A 21,566-nucleotide genomic window follows, 5' to 3' on the forward strand; every position below is an offset into this window, starting at 1 on the left:
AACCTTGAACTTGATTTTATTGTATCTCATCTCATGAAAAGAGCATAGAAAAAGCATAGATTTAAGAGCACTGACATGTGACAAAAAAGCGTCAGTAGACGTTCGCGTGATCTGAAGTGGTGAGTGCCGTTTTTGAAAGGTAAGATGCGTAATCCATGATTCTTTTCCCAATCAGCCATTCTGATTTTTTCAAAGAGACCTGCTGGAAAATCTCTCGGCCAGGGCGAGAATTGGCTTCGAACATCCAAATTGCACCTGTTTGATCAATGCCTAAGTCAAAACCGATTTCACCAATATGCCCGGTCATTTTTTTATCTATCACTTGGCTAAGCATGATGGCAGTATGAGAAAGCTGTTGTAAAATCTGCAAACGTTTCTTTTCTTCTGGAAAGACAGCATAAAGTGTTTTCACCGTTCCCCCGTGTAACTGGTGAGTCGTAATGGTATGATCTCCAGAAACCTTTGCTGCTGCTGCTGTGACTGTCCAATCACCTTCTTTATTTTTATTCGTATGAACTCTGAAATCCATCGGTTGATTGTCTATTTGAAGAAGCTCAATGCCTTGTTGTGCAATAAAATCATGAATTGCATGATCCTTTCGCAGCCTTTGAACAAACTGATCTATTGAATCATATGGAATAGAATTTCCGAAATTTGAGGATACAGTGATTCCGTCGTTTTCCTTTTTTAACTGATAAATCCCGTCTCCATGACTTCCGTTTGTCGGTTTTAAGTATATAACTTGATGCAGATGGAGAAGTGTTTCAATTTTACTTAGAGCGTCCACGGGATCTAATTGTACAGAATGTGGGAGAAAGGACCATGTTTTTTCATCTGTTAATAGCTGTTCATGAATCTCCCATTTATTAAAAAAGTAAGGATTGAACCAAGGGATATCATAGTCTTGTGTGAGTTTTCGCTTCGTTTCTTGAATGAGTGCCGACTGAGCAGCTTTTCTATTTGGAAGCCGGTCATAAATGACTGACGGAAGGGGAAGCTGTTTTTTAACCCATGAATCTTCGTGGTACAACAGTCCTTCTACAATTCCTTTTTCCCAATCAATCGAATGTGACCCAAAAAGATAGGCAAAACCAGGATGCTGCCTGAAAGAGTGCAGCAGTTTGATAAAAAATTCTGATCTCGTTCCCAATGGCTGTGTACTTTGCTCAAAACCCGCAGTGAAAATGCCCATCAACGGCCCTATAAAAAGTGTATGGTCAATGATGATCACATCAGCTTTTGATGGGTAAGGAATCAGTAATCCTCTGTATAGATCTTCAGATAATAAAATTTTATTTGGATGCAGATGATAGGAAATGTTGAAGCCATCTACTAAACGGGACCCTAGAGCAAGAGAATAGATGGCATCTTTCTGTTTATAATGGACGGGAAGATGAATTGTTTTTTCACTTGTGAGGTGTGGGGCGATGATGCAGCGATTTCTGTTCATAAGAAACCTCCTTCGGTTGAGACTTTATCGTTTGCGCATGTTCAAGAATGGTACGAATCAATTGGTGTTCCTTCTCAGGGTAAGCTTTTAAAAAAGCGGACCGCCCTGGCTTTGATCTGATATTTGATATGAAAAGTCTGCCTTCACTTGAATGAAGTAAGTCTACTGCGAATTCAAAGCAAGGAGAGTAAGTTTTATCTATATAAGCTGGGATTGATGCCTGAATGGATGCAATATCATCTAAAAGGAGCTCCTTGATGTGTGGCTGCAATGTATTTAGATAGTGTTCAAAGCCTATCACAGGAGCTGATTTTTGTGTATGACTTAAAAGACTATTTTCTGCAGGTGATTTTGTGTGAATTCCCATGCGTTTCCATTGATTTTGTGAATCTTTCATAAGGAAAATCTTGATTTCATTGAATAAAATTTCTTTTTGATCATTCGTGTTGAAAAATTGAAGAAAATACCGGCCTGCATATTTTTTGCACCAGCGCTCCAGCTCTGACGTACGAGAAAATGTAATGGTTTGATTGGAACTTAGCTGAACGGTAAATGTTGATTTGCCATCAAAGGAAATGAAGTAAGTAGATGCTGCATGCTGATGGGAGAGAGGCTGCATTCTACAATAATCGCCAGCCCCGCACTCCCTTACCATATTGATCAGGTCTGAGGGCTCTTTTAATATAAAGCAGCCAGGTAAATATGGCTGTAAAGCAGAGCGGAGACGGAGCTGCTCAAATAGCACCATTTTATTTGAAATGCCGGTATTCAAAAAATTTGTTTTTGGATATTTTTTTAGCCATTCCATGATGGGTTTTGCTTTTTTAGATAGTGCGTCATGCCGGTAAAGACATCGGTCATAAATCAAGTCGGGAATCGGAAATTGTGCGTCGGCAAACCCTTGGCCATTCGTATATGTTTGGCCTTGTATCAAATTTGAAGCCGGCTTTAAATCAAATGGTGTAAAACGAACAACCACTAAACGATAAGAAGAGGCAGCTTTGGCGAGCTGCCGTGTGAATGCCTCTTCATACTGCGGAGAAAGGCTCACAATACCTAATGTTGTCATTAAAAAACACCTTCTTTTCAACTTCTTTTTTTTACCATCACAAAAACATTTTTTTATGATTTTACATAAAGCTTACGCTCCTTTATCATTACGACAGATCGCTTGATCATATGTCTCGCTGCATGCTTCATTTGCTTGGGAACTAGACAACAACTATAATACGTATAGATCAAAACAATAAACCTCGGGTGTTGTTTGAAAGGTAGATGACGACTTTGAATATATTCACAACGTTTATCTTTATGATTGTTATCGGCGCAGTCATAGGAGCAGCGACAAACCATCTTGCAATTAAAATGCTTTTTCGGCCTTATAAGCCATATTACTTATTCGGAAAACAGCTTCCATTTACACCAGGGCTTATCCCTAAAAGAAGAGACGAAGTAGCCAAGCAGGTTGGTGTCATGGTTATGGAGCATTTGCTCACGCCAGAAGGTATTCAAAAGCGATTTGAATCATCGGATGCAAAGCAGGAGATCCTGCGTACAGTCCATCAATATATTGACAAAGGCGCAAATATGCAGATCACCGTATTCTCCCTGCTAGAAAAATTCGGCGTTACAGAGGCTGATGTCAAAGCAGATAGATGGCTCCATCAGTGGTCTGACCAGAAGCTCGCTTCATTGCTTGAAACATATAACGAGCAAACTTTATCTGAATTGCTCCCGGTAGAAGTGGAAACCAAAATATCATCAAAAATTCCAGATGCAGCAGATTATATTTTAAAGAGAGGCATTCATTATTTTGAAAGTGATGAAGGCAAAGCCAGGCTTGGCAATATGATTGATGATTTCTTAAAAGAACGGGGAATGCTTGGCAGTATGGTCCAAATGTTTCTAGGGAATTCAAGCTTAATTGACCGTGTGCATCCAGAAATTATCAAGTTCTTAAGGAATGCAGAAACAAAAAGATTTTTATCAGATTTACTTGTTCAAGAATGGGACAAGGTGAAGCTATTTTCTCTTCATGAGCTTGATGAAAAATGGAATGTGAAGGAACTTATTTTTAGTGTGAAAAATCAATTGCTTTCTCATTTCTCTACAAAGCTGATATTAGACAAACCAGTTGGAACATATGTCAGTGCTGTAGCGGATGACCTTAAAACACATTTTGCGCCAGTGTTGATTGGTAAGGGGATCGAAGCGGCTTCAAATGCTTTAGAGAGTCTGCTTGCAAAGCTGCAATTTGAAGATATCATTCGTGAACAAATTGAACTTTTCCCGCTTGAAAAAATGGAAGAGCTTGTAGTCAGCATCTCTAATAAGGAGCTGAAGATGATAACATTTCTAGGCGGTCTTTTAGGCGGGATGATTGGTGCTATCCAGGCTGTTTTTGTGGCGCTATTCTAAGACAAGCTATAGAAATTTTAATGAATTCATTGTATATATGTGAAACGAAAGCCATAGTTTGTTATAGTGGAGTGGTGTCCGCCGATCATATCGGTGATAACGGATAGAAAGGAGACATAACATGTCTGTAAATCTTTATGATGTTGCATATGACCTTGAAAAAGCATTGCGTCATAGCGAAGAATATTCAACTTTAAGAAATCTTTATGATGAGGTAAACGCGGATGAGTCCTCTAAAAGAATGTTTGAGAACTTCCGTGACATTCAAGTAAACCTTCAACAAAAACAAATGACTGGTCAAGAGATCACACAAGAAGAAGTGGAGCAAGCTCAAAAAACAGTTGCTCTTGTTCAGCAGCACGACAAAATCTCTCAGTTGATGGAAGCAGAACAACGTGTGAGTGTTCTTATCGGTGAGTTAAATAAAATTATCATGAAGCCACTTGAAGAGCTTTATGGGAATCCAGAAGAAAACTAATGGAAAGGGCGATGTCATTCGCCCTTTTTTGTTTTATCTTTTCTCCTCAATATCTTTTAAAAAAAGGTTGTCGAAGCACATAAATTCTGCGATAATACTTATATTGAAAGTGCTTTCAAAAGGCGCTCTCAAGGGACAATTGGGTGCGTTTCACTTGGGATTTATGGCGGTGAGCCAAACGAGAGAGAAGCGCTTCTGGGAGAAACGCAAAGCATCATAAGGGGATCTGATATAAGCAATGCTTTGGTGTGTAAATGATAAGGGGATCATGGGGAGCTTCATCACTCCATTGTAACGCATCCAAACCATACATAAAAAAAAGCCTAGGGGTAGGCTTTTTTTATTTATATCAATCATTCATAACTTTGGGCTCTTTCAACTGCATGTTCTAAAGCGCCAAGCTAGGGCATATCCTCATCGTAAGTACAGTCATCAAGAAGGGGGATGCCTCAGTGTCAAAAAAACTACTTGCACTCAATATAGATGGGACGTTACTTCGTTCCAATGGTAAAATCCATTCCGCTACAAAAGAAGCTGTGGAATATGTAAAGAAAAAAGGGGTTTACGTGACGATTGTCACCAACCGGCATTTTCGTTCCGCTCAAAAAATTGCCAAGGCGTTGAAGATTCCAACATCAACCCTTGTGACGCATAGTGGTGCATTTATCGCCGATAAACTCGATGAGCCGCTTCATGTGAAGAAATTAACGGAAGAAAAGACATTTAATCTTGTGCAAATTCTTGAAAGTTTCGATTGTAATGTCCGCTTGCTGCATGAAAAATTCTCGATCGGCAACCGGAAAAAAACGCAGTCTCAGCTGATGGGAAAGACGCTCATTCATCCGTCTGATCCCATTTTCTATCCCGTCCAATTTGTTGAATCTTTAAGTGATATGCTGATGGATGAACCAGTCAGTACACCAGTGATTGAAGTATATTCGACCGCGGAGCTTCAGCCTGAGATTCACAGGACCATTCAACAAGCATTCCCATCTGTTGATCTTATTAGGATCAGTGATGAGAAAATGAATATTGTATGCAAAGGGGTTTCGAAGGAAGCGGGACTTTCTCTTTTAACCTCTGCACTCGGTTTTACTTTAGAAGATACGGTTGTCATTGGTCATGGAACAGATGACATTCCAATGCTTGAATTGGCTGGTTTAGGCGTTGCTATGGGAAATGCCCCCAATGATGTCAAGCGCAAAGCCGATTGGGTGACGCGCTCGCATGATGAACAGGGTGTGGCTTATATGATCAAGGAATACTTTAGAATGCAGCAAAGAGAAGGATTTTTACATCAATTCGATATTAAGAGATAATACACTGAAGGCCCTGTCAATCAAGAAATGACAGGGCCTTCGTCTGTTCCCTTCATTGCTTTTCCTACATGAATTTTGTAAAATGAAACAAGTTTGAAGATAAAGGTGATATGATGCGAATTTTAATTAAAGGGCTGTCAGATGAACGATTTCATCGCCCGCTTGTCAATATAGCCAATTTATTTGAAGAAGATAGTGAAGTGATGTTTGAACCAAGTGAACTGGATGATGGTTTGATCATGGAATTTAGCTGGAAGGAAGAAAATGGCATGGTGGAAGCATCTGGTCATATCGATGGATCAGACATCACCAGTCGTTTTTCGCGGAATGTCCCAGAGAGCTTGAACGATAAGGAGCGCTGGAAACAAATCAAAAACACAGTGCTGTCTGTTTATTTACACTTGCTTCAGGAGCACACAGGAATGACACAAAAGTGGGGGATTCTCACAGGAATACGTCCGACGAAATTACTTCATAAGATGCTGAGAGAGGGCATGTCAAAGGAAGATGCACATGCGGCGTTAAAACGTGATTACTTGATTCATGATGAAAAAATCAATTTGATGCAGGAGATTGTCGATCGTCAGCTTAAAGCCATTCCAGATCTGTATGACCTTCAGCAGGAAGTGAGTATTTATATTGGCATTCCTTTCTGCCCCACAAAATGTGCTTACTGCACGTTCCCTGCTTACGCCATTAAAGGACAAGCTGGCAGAGTGGGAACGTTTTTGTTTGGTCTGCATTATGAAATGCAAAAAATGGGCGCATGGCTAAAAGAACACGGGATCAAAGTGACGACCGTTTACTTTGGCGGAGGCACGCCGACGAGCATCACAGCGGAAGAAATGGATTTGCTGTATGAAGAAATGTATCGCTCGTTCCCAGATGTGAAGCATATACGGGAAGTGACTGTCGAAGCAGGGCGTCCTGATACGATTTCGCCTGATAAGCTAGAGGTGCTAAACCGCTACAATATTGACCGGATTAGCATTAACCCGCAATCGTATGAGAATGAAACACTAAAGGCTATTGGCCGGCATCATAGTGTGGAAGAAACGATTGAAAAGTATCACTTATCAAGACAGTACGGCATGAATAATATCAATATGGACTTAATCATTGGATTGCCGGGAGAAGGGCTCAAAGAATTTCAGCACTCCTTGCAGCAGACTGAAGAGCTCAAGCCTGAATCTTTAACCGTGCATACACTCTCCTTTAAAAGAGCATCTGAAATGACGCGCAATAAGGAGAAATACCAAGTAGCAGACCGAGAAGAAATCACACGTATGATGGATGAAGCGGTCTCTTGGACGAAAGCACATCAATATCACCCGTATTATTTATATAGACAAAAAAATATTTTGGGAAATCTCGAAAATGTCGGGTATTCATTAGATGGACAGGAAAGTTTGTATAATATCATTATCATGGAAGAAGTACAGACAATCATTGGCATTGGGTGCGGTGCAGCGAGTAAATTCATTGATCCACGGACAGGAAAAATTACGCAGTATGCCAATCCAAAAGATCCAAAATCGTATAATGACCGGTATGAACACTATACAGAAGAGAAAATTCAATTCCTTGAATCATTATTTGTTTCTCACGTTTAAACACTGCGATGACGCAGTGTTTTTTTCATTTGTAAAAGGGTATATAAGTGATAAAAAGTTAAAGCAGGTGTACATATGATAGATGTGATCGGAATTGGGATTGGGCCCGCCAATTTAGGATTGGCCGCTTTGTTAGAGGAGTATGAGGATGTCTCATGCTGTTTTTTTGAACAAGAGTCTGAGTTTGCTTGGCATCCTGGTATGCTGATCAAAGGAACGGATTTGCAAGTTTCCTTTTTAGCAGACCTTGTCACAATGGCGAATCCAAGGAGCAGGTATACATTTTTAAATTATTTACATGAATCAAATAGACTTCACCGATTCTATACATTTGAACAGTTTGATATCCCGCGGAGAGAATTCAATGAGTATTTATCATGGGTGGCAGGGGAATTAGACAGCTGTCAGTTTGGGATGAAGGTAGAAGAAGTGACGGACTGCCAAGATGGCTATCTTGTGAAAGTCAGACGGCTGAACGATGGATCGCTTTCTGAGTATCGTGCAAAGCATGTCGTGTTAGGCACAGGAAGCAAACCAATGATTCCAGTCGATGTGCCTGAAGCAGCATACCCATATGTGACCCATAGCAGCCGTTATTTAGATCAGCAGAAAGCACTTCACGAAGCTGAGTCGGTGGCGGTAATCGGCTCAGGGCAGAGTGCAGCTGAAATTTTCTTAGACCTGCTTCAGCATCAAAAGAAAGGACAGCAGCTTTCATGGTTTACACGTTCTAGTGAATTTAGAGAGCTGGAGACGGCAGAGCTTGGCCAAGAACTTTTTACACCAAAGTATGTCGAGTATTTTCATTCGCTTCCTTATGAAGAACGTATGAACACATTGCCTAGGCTGACAGGATTAAGAAATGGCATCGATGCATCAACGCTTTCGCGCATTTATCAGGAGCTGTATCATCGCTCTGTTTCAGGTGAAGAGCCATCTGTGCTCATTCAGCCAATGACAGAGCTTGAAGCGATTCAAAGAGGAGAGCATCAGCCTTTGGAGCTGCATCTCAAACAGTGGCAGCTGAAGAAAGAAAAAAGCATAACTGTAGATCATGCTGTATTGGCTACAGGATACACACCGAATATTCCTGAATGGTTTAGTGCATATGAACCTTTGATTGAATGGGAAAGTGATGAGCATTTTAAAGTGACAGACGACTTCAGGCTTGTGTTCAAAGACAAACGCTCAAATCATTTATTTACATTCACGAATCTTGATCATTCTCATGGAACAGCGGCAACCAATTTGAAACTATCGATTTACCGCAACCAGAAAGTCATTCGAACCATTCGCGGGGTCGAGGAAGCGCCAGTCAAGCAAGAAACTGCATTTCAGCAATTTGAATAAAACATAGAAAAGGGCCCAAGCATAGGGCCCTTTTTCATTAGATCGTCGTTTCTTTTTTTACTTTTGGTTTTTCAGGTTTCCATTTGAAGATTTTGTTTAGGATTTGATAGATTTTCTTAGATTCTTTCGTTACGAGCGGTCCTAAGATCGCAAGGATTAAGACATACAAAGCAGCAAAGGGCTTCAAAGTAGCGGCAAGTCCGCCGGCGATGCCAAGCTCGGCAACAATGATTGAAAACTCTCCTCTCGATACGATGGTTAATCCAATATTAGAAGAGGCTTTATGAGAAAATCCAGCTCTCCGTCCAGCGAACATTCCGGCAGTGAAGTTCCCAATTAAGGTAAGAATCACAGCGCCGATCGCAAGCCAGAAGGCATCACCCAATGTAAACGGATCGATACTGAGACCAAAGCTGAAAAAGAACATCGCTCCAAAGAAATCTCTAAACGGAACCACGAGATGCTCGATGCGGTCTGAGTGCTCTGTTTCTGAGAAAACAAGACCAAGTAAGAGAGCCCCAATAGCCTCTGCTACATGAATTGTTTCTGAAAAACCAGCGACAAAGAACAAAGCGGCAAAAATCACAATGATGAATACTTCGTTCGAACGGATATCAAACAACTTATTTAATAGTTTTGGCATCTTCCGCGCAATGATAAAGAAAAGCATCATATAACCAAAAGCGATTAAAATTGATAATAAGGCACCGCCAACAGTAGTGGCATCTCCAAGGACAAGACCTGATACGACAGATAAATATACGGCAAGGAAAATATCCTCAAACATAATAATCCCTAGAATTAACTCTGTTTCAGGATTTGCCGTCCGTTTCAAATCGACAAGGACTTTGGCCACAATGGCGCTGGATGAAATGGTGATCACACCTGCCATAATGAGAATCTCAAGGAATCCAAACCCTGTGATAAAACCGTAGAGCAGTCCTAAGCTGAAGTTGATCAAAATATAAATAGATCCGCCGACTGCAATAGATTTACCCGATTTAATGAGTTTTCCGACAGAGAACTCAAGTCCAAGATAGAAAAGAAGGAACAGGACGCCCATTCTGCCAAAAAACGAAATGATCTCCGTGCTTTCGATAAATTTCAAATCAATGATCCCGATAGTTGGAGCATGCGGCCCAACAATCATTCCGAGGACAATGAGAAAAGGGATGATAGAAAATTTAATTTTATTGGCGATTAAGCTGGCGATGGCGATAAGAATTAGCGCCGTCCCAACTTCAAAGACTAAATGATCCATTCATCACTCTCCCCCTCTAGAAAGAAAATCACGTACCAATCGTTTCAAGTGTTTTCTTTCGCCCGAAATGACCATCGTATCATTTGCTTGAATAATCGAATCGGCACCAGGGTTGAGTAATTTTTCATTTGTATGTTTAATGATCGCAATCACGGTGACTTCATAATTTTGTCTCACATCTAAATCACCGAGTGTATGTCCAACCGCTTTTGCACCTTTTTCCACTTTAAACCATTCAATGATCAAGTCGTTGAAGGCCATTTCAATGGTTTCTAGTGCCTGCGGTTTATACACCATACCGCCGATAATAGCAGCGATTTGCCGGGATTCAGCATCATCGAGTGAAATGGTAGACAGCACTTCATCTGGATCATCATCGTCAAAACGATAAATTTCCCGTCTGCCATCATCATGAATCACAATCGTCATTTTTTCTCTATTTCTCGTTTCAATTTCAAATTTCTTTCCGATCCCAGGAAGATCATTTTCTTTAATGTTCATTTTATCCCTCCGAATTTGATAGTCTGTGTTTTTTATATAGTAAATGCGGATGAAATAAAATGAATCAGTAGAGGTAATTAGATTGATACATAACGGGGATCGCACACTTCATTTCCAAAAAACATAGATCAATGGACAATGCAGCTGATGGGGCAGGCTTTGGCAGAAAAGTCTTGGCATCCATCATTGATAATCTGTCCTTCAACAGAATGGATGAAGCATGTTTTTTTGAAAACGAAGGTGTCTTCACAGCATTGATTTCTTCATCATAAATGGATGGAGAAATCAGGCTAGGTATACTCGCTTCTGCCTGTGAAGCAAAAACGACATTTGAAAAAGGAGAAAACATGACGATGAAGCTAACCACTATCATGATGGAACATCTGATCAATCATCCTCCTCCTTTCAAATTTATTTTCTTTCTTTTTTTACTATATAAAAATATATTTCTTGTTTCAATCATTATGCTTATTTTAGTATCAATTGATCTTGAAATTTTTTGTTTAGAGAAAAAGGTTTTACATGATGGAAATGGAAGTAAGTTATGAGCTTTTAAAAGAAGAGGGGGATGGATGATGACATATATCAATTGTCAGTTAGACGGGGATGTTTTTGAAATCGTTTTCAATAGGCCTGAAGCTTATAATTCTTTTCATGTGGACATGTTTGCTGAATTCAAAGAAGCATGTGATGCAGCGGAGGAAAGCAGTGCAAAAGTAGTTGTCATCAAGGGAGCGGGAAAAGGATTTTCAGCAGGCGGAGATATTGGGATGATGCTCAAGCAGGAAAGTGAAGAAGATTTCCATCGTGTGATGGATTTGATCGAGGGAATAACACTTTCTCTAGCTGGTATGAAAAAAGTGACGATTGCGCTTGTCCACGGGTCAGCAGCAGGCCTCGCTTTTAGCTTTGCTCTAAGCTGTGACTACTTGTTTATGCATCAGGATGCAAAACTTGCCATGAATTTTAATGGAGTAGGATTAATTCCAGATGGCGGGGGGCATTTTTTCCTCACAAAAAGAGTGAGTGAGCAAACCGCTAAACAATTGATTTGGAGCGGACAAAAGCTGCCGGCTGAAGAAGCGTTAAAGCTGCGCCTTGCAGACGGGGTGTTTCAGGATGAGGTCGATACGTACCAAAAAGTGTGTGTGAAGCCATTTATGAACATGCCGCTTCAAGCCTTTATCGAAACAAAGATGATCTATTTCCAGCAGTCAGAATCAAAGCTCTTAGCCGTTCTTCAAAAAGAGAGAGCCGCACAGGCAAGACTGAGAAAAAGTCATGATCACAAGGAAGGTATACAAGCCTTTTTAGAAAAAAGACGTCCTGTCTTTCAAAAAGCATAAATGAACATGAGGCCGGCGAAAGCCGGCTTTTTTAACGTTCAAATAAAAGCAGCTTTCCTGCTTGATCAACGAGTCGATGAGAATGCTTTGTGTATTGCTGTTCCATTAAGCGATGGCGTCCTAATTCCTTTGCCTTCTCGTCATTATCCGCTGTGATTTTTTCATTTAATAAAGTCTCACCCGACCGGTCAAATACGGTTAAAAAGTATGTCTTCTCCATTCCTCATCTTCCTTTCCTCTGTTTTTTAATGTAATTAAACATGGAATAAGACAAAACCTCTTTTTTAGCCCTTAAAAATGTGTTTTTTAGATTGAGAGTGATAGAACGTGCATTCGTAAAAATGGCATGATAAAATATGGACAATGACAGTATCGGACAAGGAGATAGACGTTTGACTAAGCTCACCTTTATTCATGCCGCAGATTTACATTTAGACAGTCCATTTGCAGGAATGTCGACTATACCTAATTCTATATTTAAGCGGCTCAAAGAAAGTACATTTCAAAGTGCTAAGAACATCTTTGATCTCGCCGTTGCGCGGGCGGTAGACTTTGTGCTGCTGAGCGGAGATTTATTTGATGAATCCAATCGCAGCTTAAAAGCACAGCTGTTTTTAAGAAATCAGTTTGTAAGACTGCAAACGCACGGCATTGAAGTCTTTATTATTTATGGGAATCATGATCATTTAGGCGGGGAATGGACACCGATTGAGTGGCCCGAGAATGTACATGTCTTTTCGAGCAGTACACCAAGTGAGCACTCCTATTATCGAGGGAAGCAGCTTGTCGCGAGTATTTATGGGTTTAGCTACAAAGAGCGGGCTGTCTATGAAAATATGACATCTCATTATGTCAAAACAACAGATGCTGCCTATCACATTGCGATGCTTCACGGCACTTTAGCCGGACAAGAAGGACATGATGCATATGCCCCATTTCAGCTTCAGCAGCTCATAGCACGGGATTTTGATTATTGGGCGCTCGGACATATACATAAAAGAGCCCTTCTGTATGAAGATCCATTTATTATTTACCCTGGTAATGTGCAGGGCAGACATATTAAAGAAACGGGAGAAAAAGGCTGTTACTTGATTCACCTCTCCGAAGATTCACGGGCAGCGGATTTTATCAGCTGTGCAGATATCATCTTTGAGAAACTGGCCATAGACATCACAAAAACGGCTCATATGACGGACCTTGTCACACTTGTGGAAAGCAAAATCAATGAGCTGAAAGAGGAAGGCGTTCCTCATTTTGTGAGAATTGAATTGACAGGTGATGCGCCTTCTTACTTTGAGCATACGCAGCTTGAGGTCCTCGAAGAGCTGATGACTGTTTTTCATGAGCAGGAGGAAGATGAAGATGTGTTTGTTTGGGTGATGTCAATTGATTGCCGAACAAACGAGGATGTGATTGATCCAGAAGACTCCTTTTTGAAGGAACTAACTGCAGAAATTGCACAGTTTGAGTCATATGAAGAGCTGCTTTCACCGATCAAGCGTCACCCAACCTACAGGAAGTCAGGAAAAGCGCTCACAAAAGAGGATGAAGTGGATATAAAAGAAGAAGCACAAAGGCTGCTGACGGAACAGCTGAAGCAATTATGAGAACAGGAGAGGTATGATGAAAATACGTTCACTCCATATAGCGAATTTCGGGAAATTTTCAAATCGAACCTTTCACTTTTCTGATGACGGTTTTCAGCTAGTTTACGGCCTGAATGAATCGGGGAAAACGACATTGAAGGCATTTATTGAGTCGATGTTATTTGGTTTTTCAAAAAACAAGATATACAAGCCGAAACAAGGATCTTTCTATGGCGGCTCCCTCACTTGCTTAGATGAGGAGTTAGGTGTCATTCACATTGAGAGATCGTCCGATCGAGGCGGTCAAACGCAGGTGTTTTTACCGAATGGTGAAGTGAAAGATGAAGCATTTCTACGAACTCTTTTAAAGGGAACAGATCGCAGATTATTCCAATCAATCTATTCATTTGATGTGTTTGGACTGCAAAATGTCCAAGCCTTAAACGAAGATCAAATCGGTGAATTTCTCCTTTTCTCAAGTTTATTTGGCTCAGATGCTGCCTCCAAGATGGATAGCAGGCTGCTTAAGCAGCAGGAGCAGCTGTTTAAACCAAATGGACGCAAGCCGGAATTAAACCAGCAGCTTGATCGTTTAAAAGAGCTGGCTGCCCAGCTGAAACAAGCTAGATTGGCAGAAGGCCGTTATACAGAAAAAAAACGGGAGCATTCTGAATTCATAGAGACGATCACAGCGCTTCAAAAGGAAATGAAGCAGACAGAAGAACAGATTCAGCAGTTAAACGAACACATTCGACTTTATCCCATGTTAGAGAAGAAGATGGAGTTAAAAAAAGAATTAGCCCGTTATCCAGAACGAGTCAAACGCTTTAGAGCAGAAACAGAGCATGAATTGGATAAATTAGAATCACACCTTCACCCGAAAAAGGCTCAAATGACTGCACTAAAGCAAAAATTAGATCATTTGCAAACCTCGCTGGCACAAGTTCAACCGCTTTATGACAAGGATACATTACTGGAGATGAAGCGTGTCGTTGATGAATCTCCTCATGCTGAACGTGTCAAAAACCGCTTAGCAGAATGTAAAGCAGAACGTGATTCATTGAAACAAAAAATGGACGAAGCCGCAGCGAAGCTAAAGTGGCAGCGTTCAGTCAAGCTTGGGCAGATTGACGACTCCCTTGAATTTGAGTGGGAATTAAAGGAGGCTGTCAGCCACTACGTTCGTTTAATGGACAGAAAGGCACAGCTGGATGACCGGTTTGATCATGCAAGACATGAGCTGGAAGAAGCGGAAACCGCTTTAAAAGGATTAAAGGAACAGCAGGCCAAATCGCATAGTACAGTGGAAGCTGGGGGGACAAGAGCAAAAGAGAAACAGGTTCATTCCCGGGCGTGGTTATTCTCTGTGATGGTGATATTTGATGCTGCATTTCTGCTTGTCCTTTTCTTTTTAACAGAGTGGTGGGTTACTTTCTTATTTGCAGGGTTTTCTGTTTTTGTCTTATTTGCTATTTACCCATTTTTGAAATCGACACAGGTGAAACAGGGAAGCGGCGGGGGAACATTCGATTCCTTCCAAGTACAGGCAGCTTCAGCTGAAACGCTTGTGAGGCAGAAGGAGCTTTTGTACGAAAGGATCATCCGGCAATATGAAGACTGGGAGCAGGAGCTGGAACCTGTCCAGCAGCAAGTAGAGGAAAAGAAAAAACAGCTGGGCTTGTCCTCAGAGCTTTCTTTCCTAGTAGAAGCCTTCCTTATCCTGAAGCAATTAAAAACGAATACAGCGGGATATGAGGAGCTTAGCCGGGAAATAGACGAGCTTGCCGGCCAGCAGTCCAATTATGAGCAAAGGGTGGAAGCGTTAAGCAGTCTTCTGCAGCGAAAGGAAGGCACCATTCAAGAGAACATCTCGGCCTTTCAAGAGATATTGAAAGATGAGGCGAAAAGAGAAAAAGAACGTCAGACATTGGATGTATCGATTCAACATGTGAAACAGCAGATCACGACGCTGGAAGGGGAAATTGACTATTACGAAAAACAAATGGACGCGCTTTTTCGCCAAGTAGAGGCAGAGTCCAAAAAAGATTACCAAATTCTTTCTCATCTATCGAAAGAATATCGGGAACGGCTTTCCCATTTGCAGCAGCTGAATCAAGAGCTGCATAGAAGCGGCTGCTTTGATGAGGAAGAATCGATTGTTCGTAAAGGATTGCGCCTTCTTGAAGAAGAGTGTGCGGAAGCAAAGCAGCACCTGAATAACATACAATCGAATGCGGCGAATATGGAAAAACGTCTGGCAGAACGAGCAGTGGAAATCCGGCAAATAGAAGCTTCAGGTACGGTGTCTGATTTGACTCATCAGCTTTCAGCTGAGCAGGAGCATGCAAAACACCTTGCGAAAAAATGGGCGGCGATTCAGCTTGTCCGCTCCGTCATTCGAGAAAAATTGAATGAACATAAAGAAAAAAGGCTGCCAGCACTGCTGCAAACAGCTTCCCGCTTTATTCAGCCGTTAACGAATGATCGATATGAAGCCATTTTATTTTCACCAGAGGATGACCGGCTGATCGTGAAAAGGATGGATGGACGAATATTCCGCCCAGAAGAGCTCTCGCAAGCAACATGTGAACAAGTCTATCTGGCCATTCGTTTTGCACTCGCCTTGTCTCATCAGCAGGAATGTCAGCTTCCGTTTATGATGGATGACAGCTTCGTTCATTTTGATCATGTTCGTCTAGGAAGAGTGCTGGAGTTGATGAATGAACTCACGCGTTTTGAAACACAGCTGTTTTATTTTACCTGTCATCAGCATATGATGCAGGCAGCTGAAGATGGACAGATTACGAGTTTAGCAGTTGAATGATTGACAAATAATGACTTATGTTATACTTATATGAGCAGAAACATGGAAGGAGCTTTTATTGAATGGCTAAAGGGATCATGACCTATGATGTCGGCGAACAAGTTGACCTGCATTTATTAATTAAATCATCTACTAAAGGAATTGCAAGTAATGGCAAACCATTTTTAACGCTCATTCTTCAAGATCAAAGTGGAGATATTGAGGCGAAACTATGGGATGCAAAGCAGAATGATGAAATCACCTATGGACCGCAAACCATCGTGAAGGTAGTAGGCGACATTCATCATTATCGCGGGAGGAATCAGCTGAAGCTTAGGAATATACGCCCTGTTGCTGAAAACGAGCAAATTCGAATTGATGACTTTCTCGAAACAGCTCCTATTCCAAAACACGATATGATGGATACGATTATGCAATATATCTTTGATATGAAAAACCCTAATATTCAGCGTGTTACAAGGCATTTGCTGAAGAAATATGGACAGGAATTTGCTGATTATCCAGCAGCGACAAAAAATCATCACGAATTTGTCTCTGGACTCGCCTACCACGTCGTGTCTATGCTGCATTTAGCAAAATCCATTGTTGACCTATATCCATCACTAGATCGAGATCTTTTATATTCAGGTATCATTCTTCATGATTTAGGGAAAGTCAAAGAGCTTTCGGGCCCAGTCTCCACGACATATACTGTGGAAGGGAATTTAATTGGCCACATTTCCATTATGGTGACAGAAATTGCGAAAGCTGCGGAAGAGCTTAGCATTGATTCAGAGGAAATTCTCATTTTACAGCACTTAGTCCTGAGTCATCATGGAAAAGGAGAATGGGGCAGCCCGAAACCACCAATGGTAAAAGAAGCTGAAATTCTCCACTATATTGATAATTTAGATGCGAAAATGAACATGATGGATCGTGCGCTTGAGCATGTGAAACCAGGAGAATATACAGAACGTATTTTTGCACTTGAGAATCGTTCGTTTTATAAACCAACCTTCCATCACGAATAATCATGTCAAAACGTCCGTTTATGCGGGCGTTTTTTTTCATAACTTGTCTTCTTTTCGCATAAGCATGTAACACAAAGGAAGAGAGGAATGTCCTTAAGAAAAGGAGGCGATGAAAAAATGTTGTTTTTTCCGTGGTGGGTGTATGCATGTATCATCGGCATTATTTTCTGTGCGTATAAATTAATGACAACAGCCAAAGAGGAGCAAGAGATTGATCAATCCTTTATTGAAAAGGAAGGAGAAATTTTTATCGAGCGAATGGAACAGGAAAGAGAGCGCAGACGTCAGGATCAGCAGGTGAAAAGATCGCAGGATACTGCGGCACATGAAGATCATTCGATTGCTTAATCTCGTCATACAAAAACCCCTCTGCACGATGACGGCAGAGGGTTTTTTTGTGATTACTGGCCTTGTTGAGGCTGCTGATTTTGTGCAGGCTGTTCAGATTTTTCTTTGAACGTTTTTTGAAGCTCTTTATCTTTTACTTTCACATCAGCATCTTTTACTAATTTGTTTAAGATGTTTTGGATTTCATTTGTGTCTGCTTGTTTTTGGTCAAGCAGTTCTTTTTTCAAGTCCGCTTTCATGTCATCATATTTACCGCGTTCTTCAGTCTTTTTAATGATATGGTAGCCGAATTGGGATTTTACTGGCTTGCTGATTTCATTTACTTTTAGTTTGAAAGCAGCTTTGCTGAAGTTCTCGTCCATTTGGCCTTCTTTTGCGAACCAGCCTACATCGCCGCCTTGTGCTGCTGAAGCAGTATCAGTTGAATATTCAGAGACAAGGGCATCCCATTTTTCACCTTTATCTAATTTCTTTTCCACTTCGTCAGCTGTTTTCTTATCAGCTACTAAAATGTGACTTGCGCGGATTTTTCCTTTAAGGTCATCGTAATACGATTTTACTTCTTTATCAGTGATTTTGATGTTAGCTTTGGCAGCCTTTTGAGTCAGCAGCTCATATTTCACTTGATCTTTGATGTAATCTTTACCGAATTCATCTTGAAGCTGTTTTAAACGATCTTCACCAAGTGTCTTTTTATATTCTTCCAATTTCTTATCAATTTCTTTATCAGATACTTTGTATTTGTCAGCAAGAACCTTTTGTTGAACAAGTAGGTTTAAAGCATCTCCACCTGCTTGTTTCTTAAGAGTAGTATAAAGTTCTCCTTTTGTGACATCTCCTGATTTTGTTGTGGCGATCACATCTTTATCACCGCTACTGCATGCGCCAAGAGTTAAAACACTTACTGCTGTTACAGCTGCTAAAGCCATTTTTTTCATTCAAAAAACACTCCTAATCTTTCCAATTTATTTATCATTGCTTGTATCATAACATATTGTGACACGCTGTAAAAAGAAATGCAAATGGAAGGGCATTCGTCTAGTCAAAAAATTGCGCGCGACATACACATATAGTGATCACAAAAAGGAGGCTGAATTATATGGGAGCAGGATATTCTAATGGGTTTGCTTTATTGGTCGTGCTATTCATTTTGCTGATCATCGTTGGTGCAGCATATCTTTACTAATTAAATCGCTGTGACAGAAGGGAGCCGTCCTGCCGTGCGTGAGGGCGGTTCTTTTTTCAAACGATGACAGGTGCCTAAACGTTTTTTATTTTTCTGCATACACTGAGCTTAGAACAGAGGAAGAACTGGCAGGAGGTGTTTTCACATGGGAGGAGAAGTCTTTGCTGGCGGTTTTGCACTAGTCGTCGTATTATTTATTTTATTGATCATCATCGGTGCATCTTGGATTTGCTAATGAAAATATACACAAAAAGCTGCCCTCAAACTGGCAGCTTTTGCTTTGATCTTAAATGGAAATGGTAATTTCAACAAATGATGAGATAAGTAAGATCAGTATCGATACATTGATAAAGCGAAACACCTTATCTTGCCGTTCTTCAGGAATCTCTCTGACAAGGCATAATGTATTAGTAAGCCTGTTTATTGAATACACAATAAACGCGGCAAAGACGATGAAGTAAAATAAAACTATCGGAGATCCCCCCTCTCTATGCTATTCCCATACTACATTACCAAATTTTTTATGAAAAAGATAGAAGTTGGCTTTAAAAACCTCATGATGAGGAAGTTTGGTCAACTAAAATATCAAACTCGTCTTGAGCTTGATCGATGATGCAGGATTTAGGTGCTTTGAGCAGCTTCCATGCAAATAAAAAGTCAGGCAAACAATAGCCTGCATGTATACTTGCGATGATGATAAAATAGTGTGCGTACATAGGAAACGCCACGCCTAACAAAAAGTAAACCGGTGAGATGACACAAAACGGGCTGAGAAGTGAAAAAAGCATCACTTTCTTAGGCACGCGCTGCCAGCAATTTCGTTTCATCAATAGCGTCATTTTTTTCTTATTTTTCATCACTGGGATCAAGTGAACCACACGGTGGACAAGCAATGTCACAAGTAAGAGCACGGCAAAAAGCGGTGCGTTATGGCTGCTTAGCCGCGTTTCAGGATGAGTCAGTTGAAAACATAAAAATGCCATAATGAAAAAAAGGATAGCAAGACTTATGGCTGAAATCATCATTCTCGTATAACCATAATCCTTTTCAAGATTAATGGTCTTCCAACAATTCATTTTTCATCCTTCCAATCTAAAAATCGAATTGAATATCTCAAGATAATTTACTCTTCCTGAGGATAAAAATCAATGGTTTTGATGAAAAAAAATAAAATGGTGCCTTCATATGGAATAAGGAGAGGAAACTTTGGGTTTTTCAAGAAAAAAGAACAGAAGGGGGAGGTTCGTCTCTTTCGTCAATGAGTAATTTCGGCTAAAATAGAAGGACTAAGAGAAAGAGGGAACGTACATGAGTATTGAGGAACGAATGAGCCAGCTTGAATATTACATGGAACTTTTATTGACGGCAGCCGATATGAGCCGTTATCCATATTATGCGTTATTGATCAGGCAGCGTGTATCGAAAGAAGAGGCAGAGGAAATTGAGCGTATTTGTGCTGAGCTTTCAGAGGAAATGGATAAGCAAAAAGCACAAGGCTACGTCATGTTTGACGATCTCCTTGCGCTCTTTGCGGGACAGTTAATTGAAAAGCTGGATGTTCATGAGACGATATTTGCTTTGCATGATCAGGGGCTGTTTCAGCCGCTAATGAATGAATTTATAAAGATCATTAAACAATTTGATTTGTTTTAGCCGCTTTTTCTGCTGCCTCAGCTGAGTTTTCAAGTTCCTCAGTCTTTTTTGTGACTTTTCCTCGCTCATTCAAAAAGTCCTTCTCAATGTTTGAAAACGATTTCTCAAAAATCTCCATGAAATCCTCACCATAAATGTTTCGGATAATACACATCATTTCTAAAATCTCAGGGAACTTTCCGTAAATGTCATGGAGCGGCTGTGCGCCTTTGACAATACCAGTTCGTGCCGGGTCATAATCTTCGAGTAGTTTATGGAATGTCTCTTCGCCTTTTGGCGTTAGCTCAATATACGTATTGCGCTTATCGTTTAACTTTTTAGAAAATTTTAAAAATCCTCGTTCCTCCAGTTTCTTGGAAAAGTTAAACGCCGTTGATACATGCATGACGCCAAACTTTGCAATTTCTGATATTGAAGCTCCTTTTAATTGATACGCAATCCACAAAATATGATGTTCATTGATATTTAGGTTATACGGTTTGATCCACTGCTGCCAGTCCTTTTCAATGGATTTCCAAAGAGCTTTGCTCAATTGGGCCATTCTTTGACTGAATAAAAGTGCTTCTTTTACATCGAAAGGCTGTTCCGAATGATTCATCCATTTCACCTACTTCTCTTTTTCTTGTAATTCTATTATGCCAATAAAATAAAGATTAATAAAGCTGAAAATTCAAGAATTTTTAAAAGTCATGAAAAACATTGTCAAAATAACCTTTTTTCAACAAAAAAAGTGCGGGATACGCACCCCGCACACTTTTGTAAACGAATATTTTTTTGTGAGTATATTAGTTTTGTAAGGTTTTCTCCAGTTGTTTGAGCTTTTCTTCAATTTCCTGAATTTCCTTTTGTAAGTCCTGCTGATGAGGTTTGATTTCTTCGCGCCATTGCTGAATCGATGTTTGCAATTCAGACCCGACTTCTTTAATCACCTCTGCGCTTTCTTTTGCTGTTTCCACAATTTGCTCTTTTAAAGCTTGTCCGTCTCTTTTTAATTTTGTCAGCGTATCTTCGAATTTGTCATAGCCGTCTTTCACTTTTCCGCGCACATCTCTGCCAGAAGAGGGAGTCGTCAGGAGCACTGCCGCACCTCCGAGGAGACCGCCTACAAATAATCCTGTTAATAAAGAACGTCCACTAGCCATTCAAATCACCTCTAGTCAAATTTTACACATTCGCATGTTCTCTCTGAGCTGACGATCAGCTTCATTGAACTTCCATACATA

24 protein-coding genes are annotated in these 21,566 nt (G+C 40.5%); 13 read left to right on the plus strand and 11 right to left on the minus strand.

Annotation, left to right across the window (positions count from 1 at the left end; all coding sequences use genetic code 11):
- Positions 1-91: 91 nt before the first annotated feature.
- Positions 92-1,450 (minus strand): YheC/YheD family protein, encoded by a 1,359-nt coding sequence (locus tag NSQ34_RS04810; protein ID WP_176967546.1) that lies wholly within the window; start codon positions 1,448-1,450, stop codon positions 92-94.
- The gene (locus tag NSQ34_RS04815; protein ID WP_176967545.1) at positions 1,407-2,519 is read right to left on the minus strand and encodes a YheC/YheD family protein; all 1,113 of its coding nucleotides are present in this window, start codon (positions 2,517-2,519) and stop codon (positions 1,407-1,409) included. Before NSQ34_RS04815 ends, NSQ34_RS04810 begins: the two co-directional genes overlap by 44 nt.
- 215 nt (positions 2,520-2,734) lie before the next feature.
- Between NSQ34_RS04815 and NSQ34_RS04820 the strand changes: the two genes are divergently transcribed.
- From NSQ34_RS04820 to NSQ34_RS04840, 5 genes are all read left to right on the plus strand, one after another.
- On the plus strand, positions 2,735-3,868 hold the full coding sequence (locus NSQ34_RS04820) for a DUF445 family protein (RefSeq protein ID WP_176967544.1): 1,134 nt from the start codon (positions 2,735-2,737) through the stop codon (positions 3,866-3,868).
- 121 nt (positions 3,869-3,989) lie between these two features.
- Entirely contained in the window at positions 3,990-4,346 is a 357-nt protein-coding gene (locus NSQ34_RS04825) for a YlbF family regulator (RefSeq protein ID WP_024425750.1), read from the plus strand.
- Between the two features lie 452 nt (positions 4,347-4,798).
- On the plus strand, positions 4,799-5,665 hold the full coding sequence (locus NSQ34_RS04830; RefSeq protein ID WP_039177545.1) for a Cof-type HAD-IIB family hydrolase: 867 nt from the start codon (positions 4,799-4,801) through the stop codon (positions 5,663-5,665).
- A 113-nt stretch (positions 5,666-5,778) separates the two neighbouring features.
- Positions 5,779-7,278 carry a coproporphyrinogen III oxidase gene (locus tag NSQ34_RS04835; protein ID WP_176967569.1) on the plus strand — a complete coding sequence of 500 codons (1,500 nt, stop codon included), beginning with the start codon at positions 5,779-5,781 and terminating at the stop codon, positions 7,276-7,278.
- 75 nt (positions 7,279-7,353) lie between these two features.
- On the plus strand, positions 7,354-8,628 hold the full coding sequence (locus NSQ34_RS04840; RefSeq protein ID WP_342501044.1) for a SidA/IucD/PvdA family monooxygenase: 1,275 nt from the start codon (positions 7,354-7,356) through the stop codon (positions 8,626-8,628).
- Between the two features lie 37 nt (positions 8,629-8,665).
- Here NSQ34_RS04840 and NSQ34_RS04845 read toward each other — a convergent pair whose 3' ends face one another.
- From NSQ34_RS04845 to NSQ34_RS04855, 3 genes are all read right to left on the minus strand, one after another.
- Positions 8,666-9,889, minus strand: coding sequence for a cation:proton antiporter (locus NSQ34_RS04845; RefSeq protein WP_176967543.1), 1,224 nt, complete (start codon positions 9,887-9,889; stop codon positions 8,666-8,668).
- 3 nt (positions 9,890-9,892) lie between these two features.
- The gene (locus NSQ34_RS04850) at positions 9,893-10,390 is read right to left on the minus strand and encodes a cation:proton antiporter regulatory subunit (RefSeq protein ID WP_024425442.1); all 498 of its coding nucleotides are present in this window, start codon (positions 10,388-10,390) and stop codon (positions 9,893-9,895) included.
- Positions 10,391-10,454: 64 nt separating this feature from the next.
- Entirely contained in the window at positions 10,455-10,781 is a 327-nt protein-coding gene (locus NSQ34_RS04855) for a potassium:proton antiporter (RefSeq protein WP_342501045.1), read from the minus strand.
- A gap of 181 nt (positions 10,782-10,962) precedes the next feature.
- Here NSQ34_RS04855 and NSQ34_RS04860 point away from each other — a divergent pair, with 181 nt between their 5' ends.
- Entirely contained in the window at positions 10,963-11,736 is a 774-nt protein-coding gene (locus tag NSQ34_RS04860) for an enoyl-CoA hydratase (RefSeq protein ID WP_051582030.1), read from the plus strand.
- A 31-nt stretch (positions 11,737-11,767) separates the two neighbouring features.
- Here NSQ34_RS04860 and NSQ34_RS04865 read toward each other — a convergent pair whose 3' ends face one another.
- Positions 11,768-11,956 (minus strand): YhzD family protein, encoded by a 189-nt coding sequence (locus NSQ34_RS04865; protein ID WP_034623924.1) that lies wholly within the window; start codon positions 11,954-11,956, stop codon positions 11,768-11,770.
- Positions 11,957-12,128: 172 nt separating this feature from the next.
- On the opposite strand from NSQ34_RS04865, the gene NSQ34_RS04870 reads away from it, so the two are divergent.
- The 4 genes from NSQ34_RS04870 to NSQ34_RS04885 all read left to right on the plus strand — a co-directional run bounded on the left by NSQ34_RS04870 (position 12,129) and on the right by NSQ34_RS04885 (position 17,504).
- Entirely contained in the window at positions 12,129-13,343 is a 1,215-nt protein-coding gene (locus NSQ34_RS04870; protein ID WP_176967542.1) for a DNA repair exonuclease, read from the plus strand.
- Between the two features lie 16 nt (positions 13,344-13,359).
- Positions 13,360-16,146, plus strand: coding sequence for an AAA family ATPase (locus NSQ34_RS04875; protein ID WP_342501046.1), 2,787 nt, complete (start codon positions 13,360-13,362; stop codon positions 16,144-16,146).
- Positions 16,147-16,208: 62 nt separating this feature from the next.
- Positions 16,209-17,156, plus strand: coding sequence for a 3'-5' exoribonuclease YhaM (gene yhaM, locus NSQ34_RS04880; protein WP_024425447.1), 948 nt, complete (start codon positions 16,209-16,211; stop codon positions 17,154-17,156).
- A gap of 117 nt (positions 17,157-17,273) precedes the next feature.
- The gene (locus tag NSQ34_RS04885; protein WP_041089925.1) at positions 17,274-17,504 is read left to right on the plus strand and encodes a sporulation YhaL family protein; all 231 of its coding nucleotides are present in this window, start codon (positions 17,274-17,276) and stop codon (positions 17,502-17,504) included.
- A 53-nt stretch (positions 17,505-17,557) separates the two neighbouring features.
- On the opposite strand, the gene NSQ34_RS04890 is transcribed toward NSQ34_RS04885, so the two are convergent.
- Positions 17,558-18,442 carry a peptidylprolyl isomerase gene (locus NSQ34_RS04890; protein WP_041117009.1) on the minus strand — a complete coding sequence of 295 codons (885 nt, stop codon included), beginning with the start codon at positions 18,440-18,442 and terminating at the stop codon, positions 17,558-17,560.
- Between the two features lie 161 nt (positions 18,443-18,603).
- On the opposite strand from NSQ34_RS04890, the gene NSQ34_RS04895 reads away from it, so the two are divergent.
- On the plus strand, positions 18,604-18,690 hold the full coding sequence (locus NSQ34_RS04895) for a YjcZ family sporulation protein (protein WP_008361129.1): 87 nt from the start codon (positions 18,604-18,606) through the stop codon (positions 18,688-18,690).
- Positions 18,691-18,835: 145 nt separating this feature from the next.
- Positions 18,836-18,925 carry a YjcZ family sporulation protein gene (locus NSQ34_RS04900; protein WP_017360317.1) on the plus strand — a complete coding sequence of 30 codons (90 nt, stop codon included), beginning with the start codon at positions 18,836-18,838 and terminating at the stop codon, positions 18,923-18,925.
- A 51-nt stretch (positions 18,926-18,976) separates the two neighbouring features.
- Here NSQ34_RS04900 and NSQ34_RS04905 read toward each other — a convergent pair whose 3' ends face one another.
- Together NSQ34_RS04905 and NSQ34_RS04910 are read right to left on the minus strand one after the other, a co-directional pair.
- The gene (locus NSQ34_RS04905; RefSeq protein ID WP_072368131.1) at positions 18,977-19,162 is read right to left on the minus strand and encodes a hypothetical protein; all 186 of its coding nucleotides are present in this window, start codon (positions 19,160-19,162) and stop codon (positions 18,977-18,979) included.
- An 82-nt stretch (positions 19,163-19,244) separates the two neighbouring features.
- A complete protein-coding gene (locus NSQ34_RS04910) occupies positions 19,245-19,766 on the minus strand; it encodes a DUF3267 domain-containing protein (RefSeq protein WP_034282208.1) in 522 nt (173 codons plus the stop codon).
- Positions 19,767-19,998: 232 nt separating this feature from the next.
- On the opposite strand from NSQ34_RS04910, the gene NSQ34_RS04915 reads away from it, so the two are divergent.
- The gene (locus NSQ34_RS04915) at positions 19,999-20,343 is read left to right on the plus strand and encodes a YhaI family protein (protein ID WP_024426566.1); all 345 of its coding nucleotides are present in this window, start codon (positions 19,999-20,001) and stop codon (positions 20,341-20,343) included.
- Here NSQ34_RS04915 and NSQ34_RS04920 read toward each other — a convergent pair.
- Both NSQ34_RS04920 and NSQ34_RS04925 read right to left on the minus strand, forming a co-directional pair.
- Positions 20,321-20,941 (minus strand): HTH-type transcriptional regulator Hpr, encoded by a 621-nt coding sequence (locus NSQ34_RS04920; protein WP_034282207.1) that lies wholly within the window; start codon positions 20,939-20,941, stop codon positions 20,321-20,323. The genes NSQ34_RS04915 and NSQ34_RS04920 overlap by 23 nt on opposite strands.
- A 187-nt stretch (positions 20,942-21,128) precedes the next feature.
- Positions 21,129-21,485: a YtxH domain-containing protein gene (locus NSQ34_RS04925; RefSeq protein WP_024425453.1), complete on the minus strand. Its 357-nt coding sequence runs from the start codon at positions 21,483-21,485 to the stop codon at positions 21,129-21,131.
- Between the last annotated feature and the right edge of the window lie 81 nt (positions 21,486-21,566).

Source organism: Bacillus sp. FSL P2-0069 (assembly GCF_038593315.1).
In the GTDB taxonomy this organism is placed as follows: domain Bacteria; phylum Bacillota; class Bacilli; order Bacillales; family Bacillaceae; genus Bacillus; species Bacillus safensis.

Excerpts from the sequence above, each read along its gene's own strand:
- NSQ34_RS04810 (WP_176967546.1), bottom strand. The coding sequence starts at position 1,450 with ATGAACAGAAATCGCTGCATCATCGCCCCACACCTCACAAGTGAAAAA.
- NSQ34_RS04900 (WP_017360317.1), top strand. The coding sequence starts at position 18,836 with ATGGGAGGAGAAGTCTTTGCTGGCGGTTTTGCACTAGTCGTCGTATTA.
- NSQ34_RS04860 (WP_051582030.1), top strand. The coding sequence starts at position 10,963 with ATGATGACATATATCAATTGTCAGTTAGACGGGGATGTTTTTGAAATC.
- NSQ34_RS04875 (WP_342501046.1), top strand. The coding sequence starts at position 13,360 with ATGAAAATACGTTCACTCCATATAGCGAATTTCGGGAAATTTTCAAAT.
- NSQ34_RS04835 (WP_176967569.1), top strand. The coding sequence starts at position 5,779 with ATGCGAATTTTAATTAAAGGGCTGTCAGATGAACGATTTCATCGCCCG.
- NSQ34_RS04840 (WP_342501044.1), top strand. The coding sequence starts at position 7,354 with ATGATAGATGTGATCGGAATTGGGATTGGGCCCGCCAATTTAGGATTG.
- NSQ34_RS04915 (WP_024426566.1), top strand. The coding sequence starts at position 19,999 with ATGAGTATTGAGGAACGAATGAGCCAGCTTGAATATTACATGGAACTT.
- NSQ34_RS04845 (WP_176967543.1), bottom strand. The coding sequence starts at position 9,889 with ATGGATCATTTAGTCTTTGAAGTTGGGACGGCGCTAATTCTTATCGCC.
- NSQ34_RS04910 (WP_034282208.1), bottom strand. The coding sequence starts at position 19,766 with ATGAATTGTTGGAAGACCATTAATCTTGAAAAGGATTATGGTTATACG.
- yhaM (WP_024425447.1), top strand. The coding sequence starts at position 16,209 with ATGGCTAAAGGGATCATGACCTATGATGTCGGCGAACAAGTTGACCTG.
- NSQ34_RS04890 (WP_041117009.1), bottom strand. The coding sequence starts at position 18,442 with ATGAAAAAAATGGCTTTAGCAGCTGTAACAGCAGTAAGTGTTTTAACT.
- NSQ34_RS04825 (WP_024425750.1), top strand. The coding sequence starts at position 3,990 with ATGTCTGTAAATCTTTATGATGTTGCATATGACCTTGAAAAAGCATTG.
- NSQ34_RS04865 (WP_034623924.1), bottom strand. The coding sequence starts at position 11,956 with ATGGAGAAGACATACTTTTTAACCGTATTTGACCGGTCGGGTGAGACT.
- NSQ34_RS04895 (WP_008361129.1), top strand. The coding sequence starts at position 18,604 with ATGGGAGCAGGATATTCTAATGGGTTTGCTTTATTGGTCGTGCTATTC.
- NSQ34_RS04815 (WP_176967545.1), bottom strand. The coding sequence starts at position 2,519 with ATGACAACATTAGGTATTGTGAGCCTTTCTCCGCAGTATGAAGAGGCA.
- NSQ34_RS04885 (WP_041089925.1), top strand. The coding sequence starts at position 17,274 with ATGTTGTTTTTTCCGTGGTGGGTGTATGCATGTATCATCGGCATTATT.
- NSQ34_RS04925 (WP_024425453.1), bottom strand. The coding sequence starts at position 21,485 with ATGGCTAGTGGACGTTCTTTATTAACAGGATTATTTGTAGGCGGTCTC.
- NSQ34_RS04920 (WP_034282207.1), bottom strand. The coding sequence starts at position 20,941 with ATGAATCATTCGGAACAGCCTTTCGATGTAAAAGAAGCACTTTTATTC.
- NSQ34_RS04850 (WP_024425442.1), bottom strand. The coding sequence starts at position 10,390 with ATGAACATTAAAGAAAATGATCTTCCTGGGATCGGAAAGAAATTTGAA.